The following is a 19,581-nucleotide window of genomic DNA, read 5'->3' as shown; positions in this document are numbered from 1 at the left end:
CTCCCCATGTGGACTCCGCCCGCGATCGTGTTACCGTGTACCCCGGTGTGGGGGTTGAGCTCGGCGCCGGTCCCGAGATCGAGCGAAACAGGGGAGTGACGGAGTGAGTACCTTCGCGTCGTGGATGCGCACACGCAAGGCCGCCGCATCGACCGTCGCGATCTCACTGCTCGCCGGTGTTCCGCTCACCTTCGCCGTGCTCCACCAGGGCTTCCCCGTCACCGACGTCGACCTCGCGGCTCGCGAGGTCTGGGTCACCAACGGCAAGGAACTGCTCGCGGGTCGACTCAACCGGCAGATCGAAGAGCTCGACGCCGCCGTGAACACCGCATCGAACGCGTTCGACGTGCTGCAGGACGGCGACGACGTCTTCCTCTACGACGAGAGCCTCGGCTCGATCGAGCGCATCGACCCCGCGTTCACCACGCTCGGCCAGGGCATCGCCGCACCTCCGGGGTCGGAGGTCGACCACGGCGGCCAGACGCTCGCGATCATCTCGCCGAAGGGCGAACTCTGGGTCACGGGCGCCGCGGGCGATCTGCAGCTGAACCCGGCCGATACCGAGCCCATCGCGCAACTCGGCAAGGGTGCCCACGTGGCGGTGTCGAACGACGGCGTCGTCTACGCGAGCTCCGCTGCCGACGACGAGCTCGTGAAGATCACGTCGCCGGGCAGCGCGCCCGAGACGAGCGAGCTCCCGGCGATCGGCGAGCATCAGCTGTCGATCGTGGGTGATGAGCCGGTGGTGCTCGACACCGAGAAGAACGCGCTCATCATCGGGGGCAGCGCGCGGCAGCTCGATGAGACGGCCCTCAAGATCCAACAGGTCGGCGCCGAGAACGATTCGGTTCTCCTCGCGACGGGCGAGGGCCTGCTTCGGGTTCCGCTCGCGGGCGGTGACGTCGAATCGATCGGCGCCGACATCGACGCTCCGACCACGGAGGCCGAGGTCGCGAGCCCGGTCTGGCTCGACGGCTGCGCCCACGGGGCGTGGGCGGGCGTCGGCCGATACGTCAGCGCCTGCGACGGGCGGGAGCCGGTCGTGCAGACCATCGACCAGGTCACCGCCGGTTCGCGCCTCGAGTTCCGCGTGAACCGCAGCGTTATCGCACTGAACAACCTGTCGAACGGCAACGTGTGGCTCGTCGACTCCAACATGCGCCTCGTCGACAACTGGGACGAAGTCACCCCTCCCGACGAGAGCGACGCTGAGGAAGGCGATGAGAAGGCCTCCCAGCAGACCTTCGAGGACACCCTCGCCGAACGCAGTGAGACGAACCGTCCGCCCACCGCGCGCGACGACGAGTTCGGCGTGCGGCCGGGCCGTACGACGCTGCTCGAAGTGCTCGAGAACGACACCGACCCCGATGGAGACGTGCTCACCGCGACGAACGTCGGCGAGATCGCGGAGGAGTCGGGAAAGCTGGAGGTCATCGACGGCGGCCGAGCCCTGCAGTTCACCCCGGCACCGGGAGCCGCGGGCACGGTGTCGTTCCAGTACACCGCCGACGACGGCCGGCTCGGGGTCGCACAGGCCCACGTCGACGTGACGATCCGTCCGACTGCTGAGAACAACCCGCCCGTCGCCATCCGCGAGGGCGCCATCAGCGTCGAGCAGGGCAAGTCGATGGGCTACAACGTGCTCAGCGACTGGATCGACCCCGACGGCGACGACGTATTCCTCGTGAGCGCCTCGCCGACCACCGGCGACTCCGTCCGCTTCGCACCCGACGGCTTTGTCACGTTCGAGCACAAGACCGGTGAGCTCGGCACGAAGGAGGTGCAGTTCGTCGTCTCCGACGGCACGGTCACCTCGGCCGGTGTGCTGACCGTGGAGGTCAAGGAACCGGGCGCGCTGAATCCGGTCGGCACGCCCGACTTCGCCGAGGTCTTCGCCGGCGAGTCCGTGCTGATCGAGCCGCTCGTCAACGACCTCAGCCCATCCGGCGAGCCGTTGGCCCTCCTCGGCGTCACGGACACGCCGTCGGGTGCGTCCGTCGAGCCGAACCTCGAGCGCGGCGTGATCTCGTTCAGCTCCGACAAGGTCGGCAGCCACATCTTCCTGTACGACCTCGGCGCCGGCGCCGCGACGAGCGTGGGACTCATCCGCGTCGACGTCAAGGAGGCTCCGGGAGCATCGCCGCCCCCGATCGCGGTGAAGGACACCGCGTACCTCCGTCCCGGCCAGCCGACGACCCTCCCGGTGCTCTCCAACGACGTGTCGCCGAGCGGACGGGTGCTCGCCGTGCAGACGGTTGACACCGAGGCATCCGGAGATCTGCTCTCGGTCGAGGTGCTGAACAACACGGTCACCCGCATCACCGCGTCCGAAGCGCTCACCGAGCAGCTGCAGTTCGCCTACACCGTCTCGGACGGCGTTGCGAGTTCGACGAGCACCGTCACCGTGGTTCCGGTGCCGCCGCTCGTCAAGCACCAGCCCCCGGTCGCGGTCGACGATGCGATCACGGTTCGCGCCGGCGACATCGCCACGGCCTCCGTGCTCGACAACGACTACCACCCGGATGCCGCGCCGCTCACGCTCGACCCCGAGCTCGCCGACACCTCTGACGCGGGCGGTCTCGTGTTCGTCGCCGGGGAGACCGTGCGATTCCAAGCGCCGGAGAAGCCTGGTGTGTACACGGCCGGGTACCGGGTCGTCGACGAATACGAGCAGTCGGCCACCGCGACGGTGCGCTTCACCGTCGTCGGCCCCGATGCGAAGTCGAACCGGCCTCCGCTCCCGCTGCCGCTCACGTCGCGCACGTTCGAAGGCACCGCACTCAAGATCGACGTGCCGCTCGACGGCATCGATCCCGACGGCGACTCCGTGACCCTCGTCGGCATCACGACGCCGCCGTCGCTCGGCCGCGTGGTCGAGACCGGCAGCACGTACATCAGCTACGAGGCCCACGCCGGTGCGGCCGGTACCGAGTCGTTCACATACGAGGTGGCCGATACGGCGGGCAAGACGGCGACTGGCACGATCCGCATCGGGGTCATCCCGCGTCCAGCCGTGGTGCTGCCGCCGAATGCCGTCGACGACGTCGTCGAGCTGCGTCCGGGTCGTCGCGCAGCGATCGACGTGCTCGCCAACGACTCCGACCCCAGCGGCTACCGGATCAAGGTGCAGAAGAAGCTCCCCGAGGTCGGCGAGGGACTCACCGCGAGTGTCAAGAACAACCGTGTGCTGGTCGAGGCTCCCGACTCCGAGGGCGGCAACTCGGTGCGGTACGAGATCACCAACGGGCACGGCGGCGCCGACGGCGCGTTCATCCAGGTGCTCGTGGCCGAAGACGCGAAGATCGAACCGCCGACGGCGCACGACCAGGTCGTCGAGCCGAAGCAGGTCGTCGATGGCAAGTCCGTCACGGTCGATCCGCTGAAGGACGCGCAGAACCCGGGCGGCCTCGTCGAGGACCTCGTGGTCGCCGTCGAGGGCCCCAACGCCGAGAACGCCGAGGTGATGACCGACGGCACCGTCAAGGTGCGGCCGACGTCGAAGCGACAGGCGATCGCCTACCGGCTCACGAACGAGGTCGACGAGCTTTCGGCCATGGCGTTCATCGTGGTGCCGCCGAAAGCCGACCCCGACGATGCGAAGCAGGAGGACGAGGAGAAGTCCTTCCCGCCCCCGTACCTCGCAGAGCTCGGACCGCAGATCGTGCGCATGAACGGCACGATCTCCTGGAACATCGGCGACATCGTGATCGTCCCGTCGGGCAAGCCCGCTCGCATCCTCTCCGCCACGGCGTCCAACAGCGACGGATCATCGCCGATGACGGATGCGTCCACGCTCACGTACACGCCGGCGAAGGACTTCCGCGGCCAGTCGACCGTCACATTCGAAGTCACGGACGGTGAGGATGCGAACGATCCGAAGGGCAAGAAGGCGTTCCTCACGATCCCGGTCACGGTCGGCGATCCGAACTTCGAAGACGTGCCACCGACGTTCACTCCGCGCACCGTCAAGGTCGAGGCGGGGGAGACGCCCCAGGAGATCGATCTGCGCCAGTCGAGCGGACACCCGAGCGACAAGGCGCTGCAGGAACTGACGTACAACGGCTTGCAGGGCCAGAACGCCGACTTCACGGCAGCCATCAGTGGCTCGACGCTGACCGTCGGCTCACCGCTGGGCGTGCAGCCCGGCACGAAGACGACGCTGACGTTCACGGTCGACTACAAGGAGTTCTCGGTACCCGGTTCGATCGACGTCGAGGTGGTGACCTCGTCTCGACCGAAGGCTGTACTGCGCGATGACGGGCCCGAGGAGATGCTCCGGTCGAAGACACTGCCGATCGACGTGCTCGCCAACGACCTCAATCCCTTCGCCGCCGAGAACACCCCGCTTGTGATCATCGACGCTCAGATCGATCAGGATTCGGTCGGATCGGCCGCGAGCGTGAGCTTCACGCCCACCGAGATCGCCGTGACGACGGGGCCGTCGTTCACCGGCGAGCTGAGCATCGTCTATCGCGTGCAGGACGGCACGAAGGACCCGACCCGAGAAGTGGCAGGCCGGGCGACCGTCATCGTGCGCGCCCCACCGGATGCGCCCGGCAAGCCCGCCGTGGGGACCGGCGACGAATCGGCGACCGTCCGCTGGAACGCGCCGGCGAGCAACAACTCGCCGATCACCGGGTACACGGTGAGCTGGTCGGGCGGCAGCAAGCGCTTCGGCGCCGACGACGCCGGCTCGACGCAGACGATCGGCGGACTCTCAAACGGCACCTCGTACAAGTTCACCGTCACCGCGACGAACAAGATCGGCGAATCGGCTCCATCGCAGGCCAGCGACTCGGTGACGCCGTTCGGCAAGCCGTCCGCTCCGCCTTGGGCCAACCTCTGGGCCTCGAGCGATGGTTCCGGCGACATCAGGTTGACATGGGGTGCCGCGTCGGCCAACGGCAGCCCCATCACGCACTACAACTGGCAGTTCGTGTTGAACAGCACCAAGTCGGGCTCGACCTCTGGGCTCAGCGCCAACGGGAACGCCGGCATCGGCTACCAGCACAACTTCAGGGTCCAGGCGTGCAACGCGGGCGGCTGCGGCGGGTGGACGTTGTCGAACACGGCGACGGCCACGGCGCCGCCGCCCTCGGCGCGGATCTGCAAGGCCGGCGACGGAACTCACGTCGCAGTGCGCTACGAACGATTCACGCCCGGCTCGCACCGAATGGTCACGTCGCTGAACGGCGACACGAGCGACTTCAACTGGGATGGCCCGTACTCGCTGAGCAGCGGCGACACCGTCAAACTCGAGAACTGGCTCGGCGTACGCCGTGACGCCAACATCTGGGTCGAGATCAGCGGTCCGACCAATATCTCCCGGACGAATTCCATCTCAGGGGCGACGTGGAACTCGCTCGCACCCGGACAATGCAGTTGACAACAGGAGCATCGAACATGGCAGTGACACAGGAACAGGCGGACTGGTTCTCCGACGCCTTCGCGAAGCTCGTCGACAACGTCGACCAGGCGATCCTCGGCAAGCGAGAGGTCATCAGGCTCGTCGTGACGGCGCTGCTCAGCGACGGCCACGTGCTGCTCGAAGACGTGCCGGGCACCGGCAAGACGGTGCTCGCCAAGGCGCTCGCCAACACGCTCGACGGCTCGAACTCGCGCATCCAGTTCACTCCCGACCTGCTGCCGTCGGATGTCACGGGCGTGACGATCTACGACCAGGGCAAGGGCGTCTTCGAGTTCCACAAGGGCCCGATCTTCGCCTCGATCGTGCTCGCCGACGAGATCAACCGTGCGAGCCCGAAGACGCAGTCGGCCCTCCTCGAGGTGATGGAGGAGGCGCGCGTCACCGTCGACGGCGTGAGCCACGACGTCGGCCGCCCGTTCATGGTCATCGCGACCCAGAACCCCGTCGAGCAGGCCGGCACCTACACGTTGCCCGAGGCGCAGCTCGACCGCTTCCTGATCAAGACCTCGCTCGGCTACCCCGACCACAACACCGCCGTCGCGCTCCTCCTCGACTCCTCGAACCGGGCTCGCGCCTCGAAGGTCTCGCCGATCATCGCCCCCGGGTCGGTGGCGGCTATGGCCCAGCTCGCCTCCGAGGTGTTCGTCGATGCATCCGTGCTCGCGTACCTCAACCACATCGTGACCGCGACCCGCACCCACAAGGACTCCACGCTCGGCGTCAGCATGCGCGGTGCGCTCGCGCTCGCACGCGCCGTGAAGACCTGGGCGCTGTCGCAGGGCCGCACCTACGTGACGCCCGACGACGTGCGAGAGCTCGCCGTGCCCGTGCTCGCGCACCGCATCATCGTCGACCCCGAATCGGACTTCGCCGGCGTCACCGCCGAAGACATCGTGAGCCGAGTGCTGGTCGACATCGAACCGCCCGCGTACCGCGCGGCATGACGAGTACCGCCACGCCCGAACGCGCGGAGGCCGCCGCTCCGCGCGTTCCCTCGCAGACCGCCATCGCCCTGCGGGGTCTCTGGCGAGCCGTCGCGGGCGGCGTCCGCAATGCGCTCCGGCTGTCAGGGCAGGCACTGGGACGCGTCTTCGGGTTCGCGGCGCCGGTGACGAGCGTGATCTCGCCCCTCGGCTGGATCGTGCTCGCCGGCGCGGTGGTGGCGTTCGCGCTCAGCCGCATCTTCGGCTGGATCGAGTTCGGCTTCGTCGCGGCGACGCTCGCCGCCGCGCTCCTCGTCGCGGTCGCGTTCGTCTTCGGCCGTGCGAACTTCAGCGTGCACATCGAGCTGAACCCGCACCGCGTCGTCGCGGGCGAGCGTGCACTCGGCCGCATGCTCGTGACGAACATCGCCGCGAAGCCGTCGATCCCGTCGCGCATGGAGCTGCCGGTCGGCGGCGCCGTCGCCGAGTTCGTGGTTCCGGTGCTCGCACCGGGAGCCGAGCACGACGAGCTCTTCGCCGTGCCGACGCATCGTCGTGCCGTCATCGTCGCCGGCCCCGCGATCACGGTGCGCGGCGACCAGCTCGGACTGCTGCGCCGCACCGTGCGCTGGACCGACGAGGTCGAGCTCTTCGTGCACCCCGTGACGGCCCGGCTGGCGCCGAGCGCCTCGGGCCTCGTGCGCGACCTCGAGGGCGAGGTCACGAAGACGATCACGAACGACGACATCTCCTTCCACGCCCTGCGCTCCTACGAGCCGGGCGATGCGCTCCGCAACGTGCACTGGCGCACCTCGGCCCGCACCGGCCAGCTCATGGTGCGCCAGTTCGAGGAGACCCGCCGGTCGCAGCTCACGATCGTGCACACGACCGACCGCGCCGCGTACGCCTCTGACGACGAGTTCGAACTCGCCATCTCCATCACCGCGTCGATCGGCGTCCAGGTCGTGCGCGACGGCACCCGCATGAGCATCGTGAGCGAGCGGATGCCGCTCTCCACCGCCACCCCGACGTCGCTGCTCGACGACTCCTCGCGTCTGGTCGAGACGTCGGGCGACCATGCGAACCTGCGCGACTTCGCGCGGGACTCGACGAAGCGCCTGCCGCCGCCGAGCGTCGTGATGATCGTCGGCGGCTCCCAGGTGCCTCTCGCCGAATTCCGCGCCGCCGAGACGGTCTTCGGCCTCGACACGCAGACCATCGGGTTCCGAGCCGAGTTCGGTGCGCCGTCGCGCATCGCGAAGGTGTCGGGCCTCACGGTCGTGACGATCGGCGCGATCGGCGACCTTCCCCGAGTGATGCGGCGGGTGCGACCGTGACCGAATCCTCGACCCCCGTGCACGCGGTCCCTGCGGCTCCGGCACCTGTCGCTCCGTCCGCCCTCCGGCCGTTCCCGAAGCGAGCCTGGCCCGACGTCGCGATCATCTCGGTGCTCTCGCTCCTCGGCGTCATCGGCTACGAGACCTCGTTCGGCGACTACAACTTCCTGGTCGCCGGCATCGGCGGTCTCGTCGTCGGCACCGCGTTCGGCGTGCTCGGCTACGTGCTCCGCCTCGGCGTCGTCACGAACGTGCTCGCGGCCCTGCTCGGCTACTTCCTCTTCGGCAGCGCGCTCACGATGCCCGCCCAGTCGTTGTTCGGGGTGGTGCCGACGCTCGAGTCGCTCGCAGGCCTCGCGCTCGGCGCCGTGTGGGGCTGGGCGGACATCGTCACCATCCAGACGCCGGTCGAGGCGCCCTACTACATCCCGGTCGTGCCCTACTTCGCGACCTGGTTGGTCGCGCTCGTCGGCACGATGCTCGCGAGTCGCTGGCTGACGGTGCGGCGCACTCCGCTCCGGGCGACCGTGCTGCTCATCGGTCCGGCGCTCCTGTTCCTCTCGGGCATCCTGCTCGGCACCGATGAGACCTACTTCGCCGGAGTCCGCGGCGTCGCGTTCGCCGCGATCGCGCTCATCTGGCTCGGCTGGCGCCGACAGGCCGCTCCCGCGGCGAGCGATGAGGGGGCGGCCCGGCTCCGGCGTCGCAAGTTCGCCGGCACGGGCATGCTCGTCACCGGCGCGGTGCTCGTCGGCGCCCTCGCCGGCACTGCGCTCGCCCCGACGCAGCCCGATCGCTTCGTACTGCGCGAGGAGATCACGCCGCCGTTCGACCCGCTCGCGTTCCCGAGCCCGCTCGCGGGCTTCCGCGCGTACACGAAGGACCTCGCCGACACGACGCTCTTCACGGCGAAGGGGCTCGAACCCGGCGACGTCATCCGACTCGCGAGCATGGACTCGTACGACGGTCGTCTCTGGAACGTCGCCGGCCCCGACGACATGGCCTCCTCCGACGGCGGGTTCGAGCTCGTCGGCGAGACCCTGCCGTTGCCCGAGCTGATGCGCGCAGGCGCCGAACGCTCGGCCGAGATCGAGATCGCCGCCTACGACGACGTCTGGCTGCCGGGCGTCGGGTATCCGACCCGACTGGCGTTCGACGACGCGGCGAGCGCCGCCAGCGCGGGCGACCTGCGCTACAACTCCGCGACCGGCACCGCGGTGCTGACGAGCGGCGTCGACGAGGAATACCGCTACTCGATCGACGCGACGCTGCAGAAGGGGATCGACGACGACGACCTGATCAATACTCCCGCCGCCATGATCGACCTGCCACCGGTGGAGAACACGCCCGACGTCGTCGTGGCGAAGGCCCAGGAGTTCGCAGGCGGCGCCGAGACCCCCATCGAGCAGTTGCGCGCGATCGAGACGGCGCTGAAGACCCAGGGCTTCCTGAGCCATGGCCTCGCCTCCGACGCCGTGCCCTCGCGTGCCGGACACGGCGCCGACCGCATGATCGAGCTCTTCACGCGGAGCCAGATGATCGGCGACGAGGAGCAGTACGCCTCGGCGATGGCCCTCATGGCGAGGTACCTCGGGTATCCGGCCCGGGTGGTCATGGGATTCGCGCCGCAGATCGGCGAAGACGCCGAAGCCGTCGAAGTCGTGGGCGACGACGTCACGGCCTGGGTCGAGGTCGCCTTCGAGGACGTCGGCTGGGTGGCGTTCCACCCCACGCCCGACGAGACCGACATCCCGCAGGATCAGACCCCGAAGCCGAAGTCGGAGCCGCAGCCTCAGGTGCGCCAGCCTCCGCGGAGCGACAACGAGGACGAGGACCTGCTCACCGCGGTCGAGATCGACGACAGCGACGACGAGAAGAAGAACCAGCCGTTCACCATCCCGCTCTGGGCCTGGATCACGGCCGGCGTGGTGGGCATTCCGCTGCTGCTGTTCTTCGGCACGATGCTCGTGATCGCGGTGATCAAGGCGCGCCGTCGCCGTCGCCGTCGCAACCGCGGGTCGGGAGATCGACGCGTTGCGGGGGCCTGGGACGAGCTGACCGACGAGTTCGCCGAGCTCGGCTTCGACGTGCCGCGTGTCGGCAGCCGCCGGCAGACGGCCACGGTGATCGAGCGTCAGTTGCGCGAACAGGGTCTCGGCGATGCGCGCGGAGCGCACACCGACACGGGGCCCGTGCGGGTCGTCCGCGCCGATGCGCCCGCGAGCGGCATCCGCGTGATGCCGCTGGCAGATGCCACCGACCGAGCGGTCTTCGGAGGCGAGGAGATCGAGCAGAGCGTCGTCGACGAGAGCTGGAGCGCGGCGAGCGAGGCGGTCGGCCTCGCGCGCGCGGCATCCGGTCGTCTCAGGCGTCTCTTCAGCCGCTTCCGCATCCGGTCGAAGCGGGACTGGGCGCAGGTCGACATCTCGGGAGCGAAGCCGGCCAAGCCCGCAAGACCGGCCAAGCGCGCTGAGCCCGCAAGCGGCGAGGCCGCTGCACCGGCAGCGGGATGACGCGGCGGCTGCGCCGGCGTCGCGTGCTCCCCTAGAGTGGAGCCGTGGAGCACGAGGGGTTCATCGTTCCGCCTCCGGGGTTGATCCCCGACACGGTCGAGGCGCCGCCGCGGCCCGCGCCCGCCGTGGCGCCGGCCGCATTCCCGACGTTCAAGCCGGTGGCGCCCGCGCCGCCGCCGCAGCCGGTGCTGCCCGAAGGGGAGGCGCCACCGCACGGCCCGTGGGTGCTGTCGCTCGACGACGGCCAGCGATTCCAGGTCGGCGGTTCGCTCGTGCTCGGTCGCGACCCCGCGCCGGTTCCGGTGCGGCCGCACGCGGTGCTCGTGCCCGTCGTCGATGCCGCGAAGTCGGTGTCGAAGACCCACGCGATCATCGATCTCGAGGGCGCCGAACTCTCGATCACCGACCTGCACTCGACGAACGGCGTGCTCGTGACCGATGCGCACGGCGTCGAGCGCGACCTCGATCCGGGTGAGCGCGTCGTGCTCTCGCCGGGCGACCGGGTCGAACTCGGCACATTCGCGGTGCACGTCGAGCGCGCGTGACCGCCTGCCGTCATCTGGCGGGGTCGACGTTTCCGAGGTGTTAGCCTGAAGACGTGCGCGCACGACGACGTCTTCTCCTTCGTTGCCGCGGCGGGGCTTCGTTCTGAGGCCTTCCCCGCCGCGGAGTCTGTCGTCGGCTGACCCCTGGACCTGAGGAAGACGAACGCATGAACGCAGCACCCACGAACAACGTTGTCGCGCCGGGTGAAGCCCCGCGCACCCTGGCCGAGAAGGTGTGGAACGCGCACCTGGTCAAGCAGGGCGAAGACGGCACGCCCGACCTGATCTACATCGACCTGCACCTCGTGCACGAGGTCACCAGCCCGCAGGCCTTCGACGGACTGCGCATGGCGGGTCGCCCCGTGCGCCGGCCAGATCTCACGATCGCGACCGAAGACCACAACACGCCGACGCTCGACATCGACAAGCCCATCGCCGACCTGACGAGCCGCACGCAGATCGAGACCCTGCGCCGCAACGCCGCCGAGTTCGGCATCCGGCTGCACTCGCTCGGCGACAAGGAGCAGGGCATCGTGCACGTCGTGGGGCCGCAGCTGGGCCTCACCCAGCCGGGCATCACGGTGGTCTGCGGCGACTCGCACACCTCGACGCACGGCGCGTTCGGCGCCATGGCGTTCGGCATCGGCACGAGCGAGGTCGAGCACGTGCTCGCCACCCAGACCCTGCCGCTGAAGCCCTTCAAGACCATGGCGATCAACGTCGAGGGCGCCCTGCGTCCCGGCGTCACCGCGAAGGACATCATCCTCGCGGTCATCGCGAAGATCGGCACCGGCGGCGGCCAGGGCTACGTGCTCGAGTACCGCGGCAGTGCGATCCGCGCGCTCTCGATGGACGGGCGCATGACGATCTGCAACATGTCGATCGAAGCGGGCGCGCGAGCCGGCATGGTGGCTCCGGATGCCACGACCTACGCGTACCTCGAGGGTCGCGACCACGCCCCGTCGGGCGCCGACTGGGATGCCGCCGTCGCCTACTGGGACACGCTCGCGACCGACGAGGGCGCCGTGTTCGACGCAGAGGTGTTCATCGACGCCGACACGCTCGAGCCCTTCGTCACCTGGGGCACGAACCCCGGTCAGGGCGTCTCGCTCTCAGAGACGGTGCCCGACCCCGCGTCGATCGACGACCAGCACGAGCGTGCCGCCGCCGAGCGCGCGCTCGAGTACATGGCCCTCGAACCCGGCACGCCGCTCAAGGAGATCGCGGTCGACGCCGTCTTCATGGGCTCGTGCACCAACAGTCGCATCGAAGACCTGCGCGCCTTCGCCTCGATCATCAAGGGCAAGCAGAAGGCCGAGGGTGTGCGCGTCATGGTCGTGCCCGGGTCGGCTCGCGTGCGACTCGAGGCCGAGGCCGAGGGCCTCGACAAGGTCTTCACCGACTTCGGCGCCGAATGGCGCTTCGCGGGTTGCTCGATGTGCCTCGGCATGAATCCCGATCAGCTCGCCCCGGGCGAGCGCTGCGCGTCGACCTCGAACCGCAACTTCGAGGGGCGCCAGGGCAAGGGCGGCCGCACGCACCTCGTGTCGCCGCTGGTTGCCGCTGCCACCGCCATCCGCGGAACCCTCTCGAGCCCCTGGGATCTGCAGACCGAAGGGGAGGGGAACTGATCATGGAGAAGATCACCACCGTCACGGGCACCGCGGCGCCGCTGCGCCGTTCGAACGTCGACACCGACCAGATCATCCCCGCGGTGTTCCTGAAGCGGGTCACGAAGACCGGTTTCGACGACGCGCTCTTCTACGCCTGGCGCCAGGACCCCGACTTCGTGCTCAACCGCCCCGAGCACCAGGGCGTGAAGGTGCTGATCGCCGGCCCCGACTTCGGCACAGGCTCGAGCCGCGAGCACGCCGTCTGGGCGCTGCGCGACTTCGGATTCGACGTCGTCATCAGCTCGCGATTCGGCGACATCTTCCGCGGCAACTCGGGCAAGCAGGGCCTGCTCGCCGCGCAGGTCGCCTATGAGGACGTCGAGCGGCTCTGGGAGGTCGTCGAGGCCGACCCGGGAATAGAGGTCACCGTCGATCTGGTTGAGCGAACAGTGACCGTAGGGTCGCTGAAGGTGCCGTTCGAGATCGACGACTACACTCGATGGAGGCTGCTCGAGGGGCTCGATGACATCGGGCTCACCCTCAGAGATGAAGCAGCAATCGCCGAGTTCGAGTCTCATCGAGAATCGTGGCGGCCGAAGACGCTCCCCATCCGGGAGCCGGCGGAATCAGGGAGTCTGTGAACACACTCGGGCAGGATGCCAAGAACCATGGAACGGCAGTCGGGTTGAACGTCGACAAGATCACGATCAACGGCGGCAAGCCGCTCCGCGGTCGTATCGAGTTGAAGGGCGCGAAGAACCTCGTCACCAAAGCGATGGTCGCGGCCATCCTCGGCGACACTCCGAGCGTGCTGAAAGACGTGCCGAACATCAGTGATGTCCGCATCGTCCGCGGTCTCCTCGAGGTGCACGGCGTGAGCGTGACGCAGGGCATCGAAGAGGGCGAGCTCATCCTCGACCCGTCGGCCGTCGAGACCGCCCACATGGCCGACATCGATGCGCACGCCGGGTCGAGCCGCATCCCGATCCTGTTCTGCGGCCCACTGCTGCACCGCCTCGGCGAGGCGTTCATCCCCGACCTCGGCGGATGCCGCATCGGCGACCGCCCGATCGACTACCACCTCGAGGTGCTGCGCAACTTCGGCGCCATCATCGAGAAGCTGCCGAGCGGCATCCGCATGTCGGCTCCCGGCGGCCTGCACGGCGCCAAGGTGTCGCTGCCCTACCCGAGCGTCGGGGCCACCGAGCAGGTGCTGCTCACCGCGGTGCTCGCCGACGGCATCACCGAGCTCTCGGGCGCGGCGATCGAGCCAGAGATCATGGATCTCATCAACATCCTGCAGAAGATGGGTGCGATCATCACGGTCGACACCGACCGGGTCATCCGCATCGAGGGCGTCGACAAGCTCGACGGCTACACGCACCGCGCGCTGTTCGACCGCAACGAGGCCGCGAGCTGGGCCGCTGCGGCCCTCGCGACCGACGGCGACATCTTCGTCGGGGGCGCACGCCAGGCCGAGATGCTGACCTTCCTCAACGTCTTCCGCAAGGTCGGCGGCGACTTCGAGATCCAGGAAGACGGCATCCGCTTCTTCCACCCCGGCGGCGAGCTCTCGCCCGTCATCATCGAGACCGACGTGCACCCCGGCTTCATGACCGACTGGCAGCAGCCGCTCGTGATCGCCCTCACGAAGGCGAAGGGCGTCTCGATCGTGCACGAGACGGTCTACGAGCAGCGCTTCGGCTTCGTCGACGCGCTCGTCGAGATGGGCGCGTCGATCGAGGTGCACAAGGAGTGCCTCGGCGGTCGACCCTGCCGGTTCGGTCAGCGCAACTTCAAGCACTCCGCCGTCATCTCGGGCCCGACGAAGCTCACCGGTGCCGACATCGAGGTGCCCGACCTTCGCGGCGGCTTCAGCCACCTCATCGCGGCGCTGACGGCCGATGGCCGTTCGACCGTCTCGAACGTCGGCATCATCGCTCGCGGATACGAGAACTTCATCACGAAGCTGGAGCTCCTCGGGGCGGACTTCGAACTCGAAGGATAATGGGGGAGTGCCACACGACGACACGATCTCGACGAGTTCCAGGAAGCCGCGTTCGGAGACCCGCCGACCGTCGTTCTTCTGGTTGCTCGCGGCCATCGCCCTTCCTCCGCTGAGTCTCGCGGTCCGCTACCGGTTCCACCGTCGGGAGCGTATGCCCCAGTCGGGAGCCTTCGTGCTCGCGCCGAACCACTACAGCGAGATCGATCCGCTCGTGATCGGCGCTGCCGTGTGGAAGCTCGGCCGTGCGCCGCGCTTCCTCGCGAAGGCCTCGCTCTTCAAGGTCCCCGTGCTGGGCTGGCTCCTGCGCACCTCCGGGCAGATCCCGGTCGAGCGCGCAGGCAGCAAGAGCCACGCGGCGCTCCGCGCGGCGGAGCAGCTCGTCGAGAAGGGCCGCATGGTCGTCGTCTACCCCGAGGGGTCGCTCACCCGCGACCCCGACCTGTGGCCGATGCGCGGGAAGACGGGCGCCGTGCGCATCGCGCTCGAGCGCGACATCCCGCTCATCCCGGCGGCCCACTGGGGCACGCAGGAACTCATGCCGCGTTACGGCAAGAAGATCCACCCCTTCCCCCGCAAGACCATCGACGTCATCATCGGCGAACCGCTCGACCTGAGCGCCTATCGGGGCAAGCCGCTCACGCAGAGCAACCTGCTCGAGGCGACGGACCAGCTCATGAGCGCGATCGCCGAACTGCTCGCAGAGGTGCGCGGCGAACCGGCTCCGGCCGCGCGCTGGGATCCGACGCAGCACGGTCAGAAGGAGACGGGGCGCCTTGAAGACTAGAGTTCCCGCCAAGAAGGCGGCAGGCCGGAAGGCGACCGGCAAGCGCGTCGCCGTGCTCGGTGCCGGCAGTTGGGGCACGACCTTCGCGAAGATCCTCGCCGACGGCGGCGCCGATGTGGTGCTGTGGGCCCGGCGTCCCGAGCTGGCACGCGAGATCCAGGAGGCCAAGCGCAACAGCGACTACCTCCCGGGCGTGAACCTGCCGCTCGGCCTCCGCGCCACGAGCCGCCTCGACCTCGCCCTCGCGGGGGCCGAGCAGGTCTACATCTCGGTGCCGAGCCAGTCGTTGCGCGAGAACCTCGCGATCATCGCGCCGCACCTGCACGCACAGGCATCCGTGGTCTCGCTCATGAAGGGCGTCGAGAAGTCGACGGGCAAGCGCATGAGCGAGGTCATCGCCGAGGTGCTGCGCATCGACCCGGCGCAGATCGCCGTGATCTCGGGGCCGAACCTCGCGCTCGAGATCGCGAAAGAGCAGCCGACGGCCGCCGTCGTGTCGTCGACGAGCCTCGAGACGGCCCAGGCCGTGGCATCCGTTGCGCGCAACCGCTACTTCCGCTCGTTCGTGAATACCGACGTGATCGGCACCGAGTTCGGCGGAGTGCTGAAGAACCTCATCGCCGTCGCGATCGGCATCGTCGACGGCGTCGGCTACGGCGAGAACACCAAGGCGTCGATCATCACGCGCGGCCTCGTCGAGATGACCGACTTCGCGGTCGCCTACGGAGCCCACCCCGAGACCCTCGCCGGGCTCGCGGGCCTCGGCGACCTCATCGCGACGAGCCAGTCGCCGCTCTCGCGCAACAACACGGCCGGGCGGCTGCTCGGCCAGGGCTACCACCTGAACGACGTCGTCAATCAGATGCAGCAGACCACAGAGGGGCTCGCATCGGTCGGGCCGATCCTCGAACTGGCGCGGGCGATGGGCGTCGACATGCCCATCGTCGAACAGGTTCGACAGGTGCTCGCGGGCACGCTCGACCCGAAGGACATCGCGCCGCACCTCACAACAGACGACGAGCCTCAGGGCGAAAGGACGATCGATGGACAAGCTCAGAGTGGTTCTGCTGTTCGGAGGGCGTTCCAGCGAGCATTCGATCAGCTGCGCAACGGCGGGCGGGGTGCTTCGGGCGATCGACCGTAGCCGCTTCGAGGTGATCCCGGTCGGGATCACCCATGACGGCGCGTTCGTGCTCGAGTCCGACGACCCCGACCGCTTCGCGCTCGACCCGGCGCACCTGCCCGAGGTCGTCGACAACGGCAGCCGGGTGCGCTGGCCCGAGAGCGCGTCGTCGCGCGAGCTGAAGGTCACGGATGCCGCGGGCGAACGCTCGCTCGGCGACATCGACGTGGTCTTCCCGATCCTGCACGGTCGCTTCGGCGAGGACGGCACGGTGCAGGGGCTGCTCGAGCTCCTCGGCCTGCCCTACGTCGGCAACGGCGTGCTCGCCTCGTCGATCGGCATGGACAAGCACTTCACGAAGACGGTGCTCGAGGGCGCCGGCATCGCGGTCGCGCCGTGGGTGACGCTGACCCGGTCCTCGCTCGATGAGAACCGCGAGCTGTGGGAGCGCCGCACCAAGGCGCTCGGCCTGCCCGTGTTCGTGAAGCCGGCACGCGCCGGCTCGTCGGTCGGCGTGACGAAGGTGGCCGACTGGTCGGAGCTCGACGCCGCCCTCGAGACCGCGTTCGCCGAAGACGGCACGGTGCTCGTCGAGGCGGCCGTGGTCGGTCGCGAGATCGAGTGCGGCGTGCTCGGCGGCGCCGGCAGCCCCGTTCGCGTGAGCGTCGCCGGCGAGGTCGTCGTGAGCGGCCGCGAGTTCTACGACTTCGAGGCGAAGTACCTCGACGCCCCCGGCGTCGAGCTGATCTGCCCGGCCGAGCTCGGCGACGGCGAGCTCTTCGAGCTGCAGCGCGTCGCGCGCCATGCGTTCGAGGCGATCGGCGGCGAGGGGCTCGCGCGCGTCGACGTGTTCCTGACCGACGAGGGCTTCGTCGTGAACGAGATCAACACGATGCCGGGCTTCACGCCGATCTCGATGTTCCCGACGTGCTGGCAGCAGTCGGGGCTCGCCTACCCCGACCTCATCGCCGAACTCATCGACGGCGGGTACGCGCGGGGCAGCCGGTAGCGTTCCCTGCGGCTCAGCCCGTCGTCTCGTCGAGCGTCGTGCAGCCTCCGTCGGCCGGGATCACGGAGACCGCGGCCGCGAGCTCGGTGATGACGGTCGTGCCCGAGACCACGTCGTTGTCGACGAACACCTCGACGGCCGGCGTGCGTCCGTACGTCGTGAACAGGTAGTTCGGGGCATCCGACTCGTCGATCACCCAGTCGACCCCGTTGACGCTCACGCAGCGATCGGTCGTCGGGCCGGGCGTCTCGGCGCCGCAGCGCAGGATGACGGATGCCGGTTCGCCCCAGGCGCCGGTGCCCTGCGCGTTGGTCTCGCGCTCGGCCTGTTCGGCCTCGGTGCCCTTCGCGAGCGTGTCGGGAAGGCGCACGACGACGGCCGCGCACGCGGCGTCGCTCGCGAGCGGCGCGGTCTCGATCGGAACGGGCTGGCTGCAGCCGGCGAGCAGGAGCGTCGAGGCGACGGCGATGGCGGCGGCGAGCAGGCGGCGTCTCGGGTGGGACCGGGGGGCGACGGAGGAATCGGACATCCCGTTCAGGCTATCGCGAGCAGCCGGAACGGAGCTGGACGTCGTCGCCGGCGCGCACGCTAGCGTGAAGGCATGCACGAGCCCGACCGCGCGGACCCCGCAGCCCTGCCCCGTACCGTCGGCGAACTCGGTGAAGACGCCGCGCTGGCGCGCATCCTGCCGCGGTTGCGCCCGGCCGACGCGGCGATCCTCGGCCCCGGCGACGACGCGGCGGTGATCGCCGCCGCCGACGGGCGGTTCGTGGTGACCACCGACCTCATGGTGCATGGCCCCGACTTCCGGCTGGCCTGGTCGACGCCGTTCGAGCTCGGCTGGAAGGCTGCGGCGACGAACCTGACCGACGTCGCCGCCATGGGGGCGCGCCCGACCGCGCTCGTGGTGGCGATCGCGGCGCCGCCGTCGCTCGACGCCGCGGTGCTCGAGGGAATCGCCGACGGACTGCGTGAGGGACTCGCGGCGCTCGCCCCGGGAGCCGGCGTCGTCGGCGGCGACCTTACGGCCTCAGCCGTGCTGACGATCGCGGTGACGGCCTTCGGAGACCTCGAGGGCCGGTCGCCGGTGACCCGGAGCGGCGCCCATCCCGGCGACGTCGTCGCGCACGCCGGCGCTCGCGGTGACGCCGCCCGCGGTCTCGCCCTGCTGTTCGATGAGGCGACGGATGCCGCTGGCGAACCCGACGCCGACGCGGCCGAGGCGCTGCGCGCCAGGCATCCCGAACTCGTCGCCGCCCAGTTGGCGCCGTCGCCGCCCGTCGCCGCCGGGGTCGCCGCGGCGATCGGAGGGGCCACGTCGATGCTCGACGTGTCCGACGGGCTCGCGCGCGACGCCCGCCGCATCGCCCAGGCGAGCGGGGTCGGCATCGACTTCTCGGCGAGCGCGCTCGGGCCGGATGTGCGGCTCGCCCTCGCAGGCGGCGAAGACCACGGCCTGCTCGCGACCTTCCCGGCCGATACCGTGCTGCCCGAACCGTTCGAGCGCATCGGCGTCGTGACCGACACGGCGGGCCGGCTCTTCGTCGACGGCATCGCGATCGACTCGACGGGGTGGGATCCCTACTCGGGCTGGGACGGCAGGTCGGGCTGAGCCGTGGTCGCCCACCACAGGGTCGTCTCGCCGTAGTCGCGGCGGCGTTCGGGTTCGATGCCGGCGGGCCACGCAGGTTCGGGGGAGCGGGAGCTCCGTTCGACCATCACGACGGCGTCGGTTGCCAGCAGGGGCGCGAGCAGCTCGAGGTCTCGCGCGAGGGCGACCTCGTCGAGGTCGTACGGCGGGTCGATGAACGCGAGGTCGACGCCCGAGGCAGCCGTCTCGAGATACGCGGCGACGGGGCGCACCGCCACGCGGAGGTGCGGTCGACGCCCGCCCTTCGCCGCCTTCAGCAAGGCATCGGCATTGGCGCGGCACACCTCGGCCGCGGGCTTGGCGCGTTCGACGAGCACGACGTCGGTCGCGCCGCGGCTCGCCGCTTCGAGGCCGAGCGCGCCCGAGCCGGCGTAGAGGTCGAGCACGCGGGCGCCGTCGAGGGCGTCTCGCGCCTCGAGGGCGGAGAAGATCGCCTCGCGCACGCGGTCGCTCGTGGGACGGGTGCCGGAGCGCGGCACCCGGAGGGTGAGTGAGCCGGCGAATCCGGCGATGATGCGGGTCATGCTCAGGCGAGCATAACGGCCGACCTCCGTGCGCTGCCATGATGCGTGGATGTGCGGCATGCTCGACCGCCCTCCGCGCGCTGCCATGATGCGTGGATGTGCGGCATGCTCGGCCGACCTCCG

The 19,581-nt window shown here is 69.6% G+C and carries 14 protein-coding genes; 12 read left to right on the top strand and 2 right to left on the bottom strand.

Annotation, left to right across the window (positions count from 1 at the left end; translation table 11 throughout):
* The first annotated feature begins 103 nt into the window (after positions 1-103).
* The 11 genes from BJY17_RS05725 (at position 104) to BJY17_RS05675 (ending at position 17,283) form a co-directional block, all read left to right on the top strand.
* Positions 104-5,386, top strand: coding sequence for an Ig-like domain-containing protein (locus BJY17_RS05725; protein ID WP_179550504.1), 5,283 nt, complete (start codon positions 104-106; stop codon positions 5,384-5,386).
* A 17-nt stretch (positions 5,387-5,403) separates the two neighbouring features.
* Positions 5,404-6,372 carry an AAA family ATPase gene (locus BJY17_RS05720; RefSeq protein ID WP_179550503.1) on the top strand — a complete coding sequence of 323 codons (969 nt, stop codon included), beginning with the start codon at positions 5,404-5,406 and terminating at the stop codon, positions 6,370-6,372.
* Positions 6,369-7,688 carry a DUF58 domain-containing protein gene (locus BJY17_RS05715; RefSeq protein WP_179550502.1) on the top strand — a complete coding sequence of 440 codons (1,320 nt, stop codon included), beginning with the start codon at positions 6,369-6,371 and terminating at the stop codon, positions 7,686-7,688. Before BJY17_RS05720 ends, BJY17_RS05715 begins: the two co-directional genes overlap by 4 nt.
* A complete protein-coding gene (locus BJY17_RS18895) occupies positions 7,685-10,201 on the top strand; it encodes a transglutaminase family protein (protein ID WP_179550501.1) in 2,517 nt (838 codons plus the stop codon). The genes BJY17_RS05715 and BJY17_RS18895 overlap by 4 nt, the downstream gene beginning before the upstream one ends.
* Positions 10,202-10,245: 44 nt before the next feature.
* Entirely contained in the window at positions 10,246-10,746 is a 501-nt protein-coding gene (locus BJY17_RS05705; protein ID WP_179550500.1) for an FHA domain-containing protein, read from the top strand.
* A 167-nt stretch (positions 10,747-10,913) separates the two neighbouring features.
* On the top strand, positions 10,914-12,377 hold the full coding sequence (gene leuC, locus BJY17_RS05700) for a 3-isopropylmalate dehydratase large subunit (RefSeq protein ID WP_179550499.1): 1,464 nt from the start codon (positions 10,914-10,916) through the stop codon (positions 12,375-12,377).
* A gap of 2 nt (positions 12,378-12,379) precedes the next feature.
* Positions 12,380-13,000, top strand: a complete 621-nt coding sequence (leuD, locus tag BJY17_RS05695) for a 3-isopropylmalate dehydratase small subunit (RefSeq protein WP_179550498.1) — start codon at positions 12,380-12,382, stop codon at positions 12,998-13,000.
* The gene (murA, locus tag BJY17_RS05690) at positions 12,997-14,367 is read left to right on the top strand and encodes a UDP-N-acetylglucosamine 1-carboxyvinyltransferase (protein WP_179550497.1); all 1,371 of its coding nucleotides are present in this window, start codon (positions 12,997-12,999) and stop codon (positions 14,365-14,367) included. Before leuD ends, murA begins: the two co-directional genes overlap by 4 nt.
* A gap of 7 nt (positions 14,368-14,374) precedes the next feature.
* Entirely contained in the window at positions 14,375-15,151 is a 777-nt protein-coding gene (locus BJY17_RS05685; RefSeq protein ID WP_322789760.1) for a lysophospholipid acyltransferase family protein, read from the top strand.
* 52 nt (positions 15,152-15,203) lie between these two features.
* Positions 15,204-16,295 (top strand): NAD(P)H-dependent glycerol-3-phosphate dehydrogenase, encoded by a 1,092-nt coding sequence (locus BJY17_RS05680; RefSeq protein ID WP_179552736.1) that lies wholly within the window; start codon positions 15,204-15,206, stop codon positions 16,293-16,295.
* Positions 16,195-17,283: a D-alanine--D-alanine ligase family protein gene (locus BJY17_RS05675; RefSeq protein WP_179550495.1), complete on the top strand. Its 1,089-nt coding sequence runs from the start codon at positions 16,195-16,197 to the stop codon at positions 17,281-17,283. The genes BJY17_RS05680 and BJY17_RS05675 overlap by 101 nt, the downstream gene beginning before the upstream one ends.
* 13 nt (positions 17,284-17,296) lie before the next feature.
* Here BJY17_RS05675 and BJY17_RS05670 read toward each other — a convergent pair whose 3' ends face one another.
* Positions 17,297-17,812, bottom strand: a complete 516-nt coding sequence (locus BJY17_RS05670; RefSeq protein WP_179550494.1) for a DUF3515 domain-containing protein — start codon at positions 17,810-17,812, stop codon at positions 17,297-17,299.
* Between the two features lie 72 nt (positions 17,813-17,884).
* Here BJY17_RS05670 and thiL point away from each other — a divergent pair, with 72 nt between their 5' ends.
* A complete protein-coding gene (gene thiL, locus BJY17_RS05665) occupies positions 17,885-18,895 on the top strand; it encodes a thiamine-phosphate kinase (protein WP_179550493.1) in 1,011 nt (336 codons plus the stop codon).
* Here thiL and BJY17_RS05660 read toward each other — a convergent pair.
* Entirely contained in the window at positions 18,865-19,458 is a 594-nt protein-coding gene (locus tag BJY17_RS05660) for an RsmD family RNA methyltransferase (protein WP_179550492.1), read from the bottom strand. The genes thiL and BJY17_RS05660 overlap by 31 nt on opposite strands.
* Positions 19,459-19,581: the final 123 nt, after the last annotated feature.

Origin of the sequence: Agromyces hippuratus (assembly GCF_013410355.1) — a bacterium.
Taxonomy (GTDB): domain Bacteria; phylum Actinomycetota; class Actinomycetes; order Actinomycetales; family Microbacteriaceae; genus Agromyces; species Agromyces hippuratus.
The sequence above is the reverse complement of the archived record's forward strand: the minus strand, read 5'-3'. Positions and strand labels throughout refer to the sequence as shown.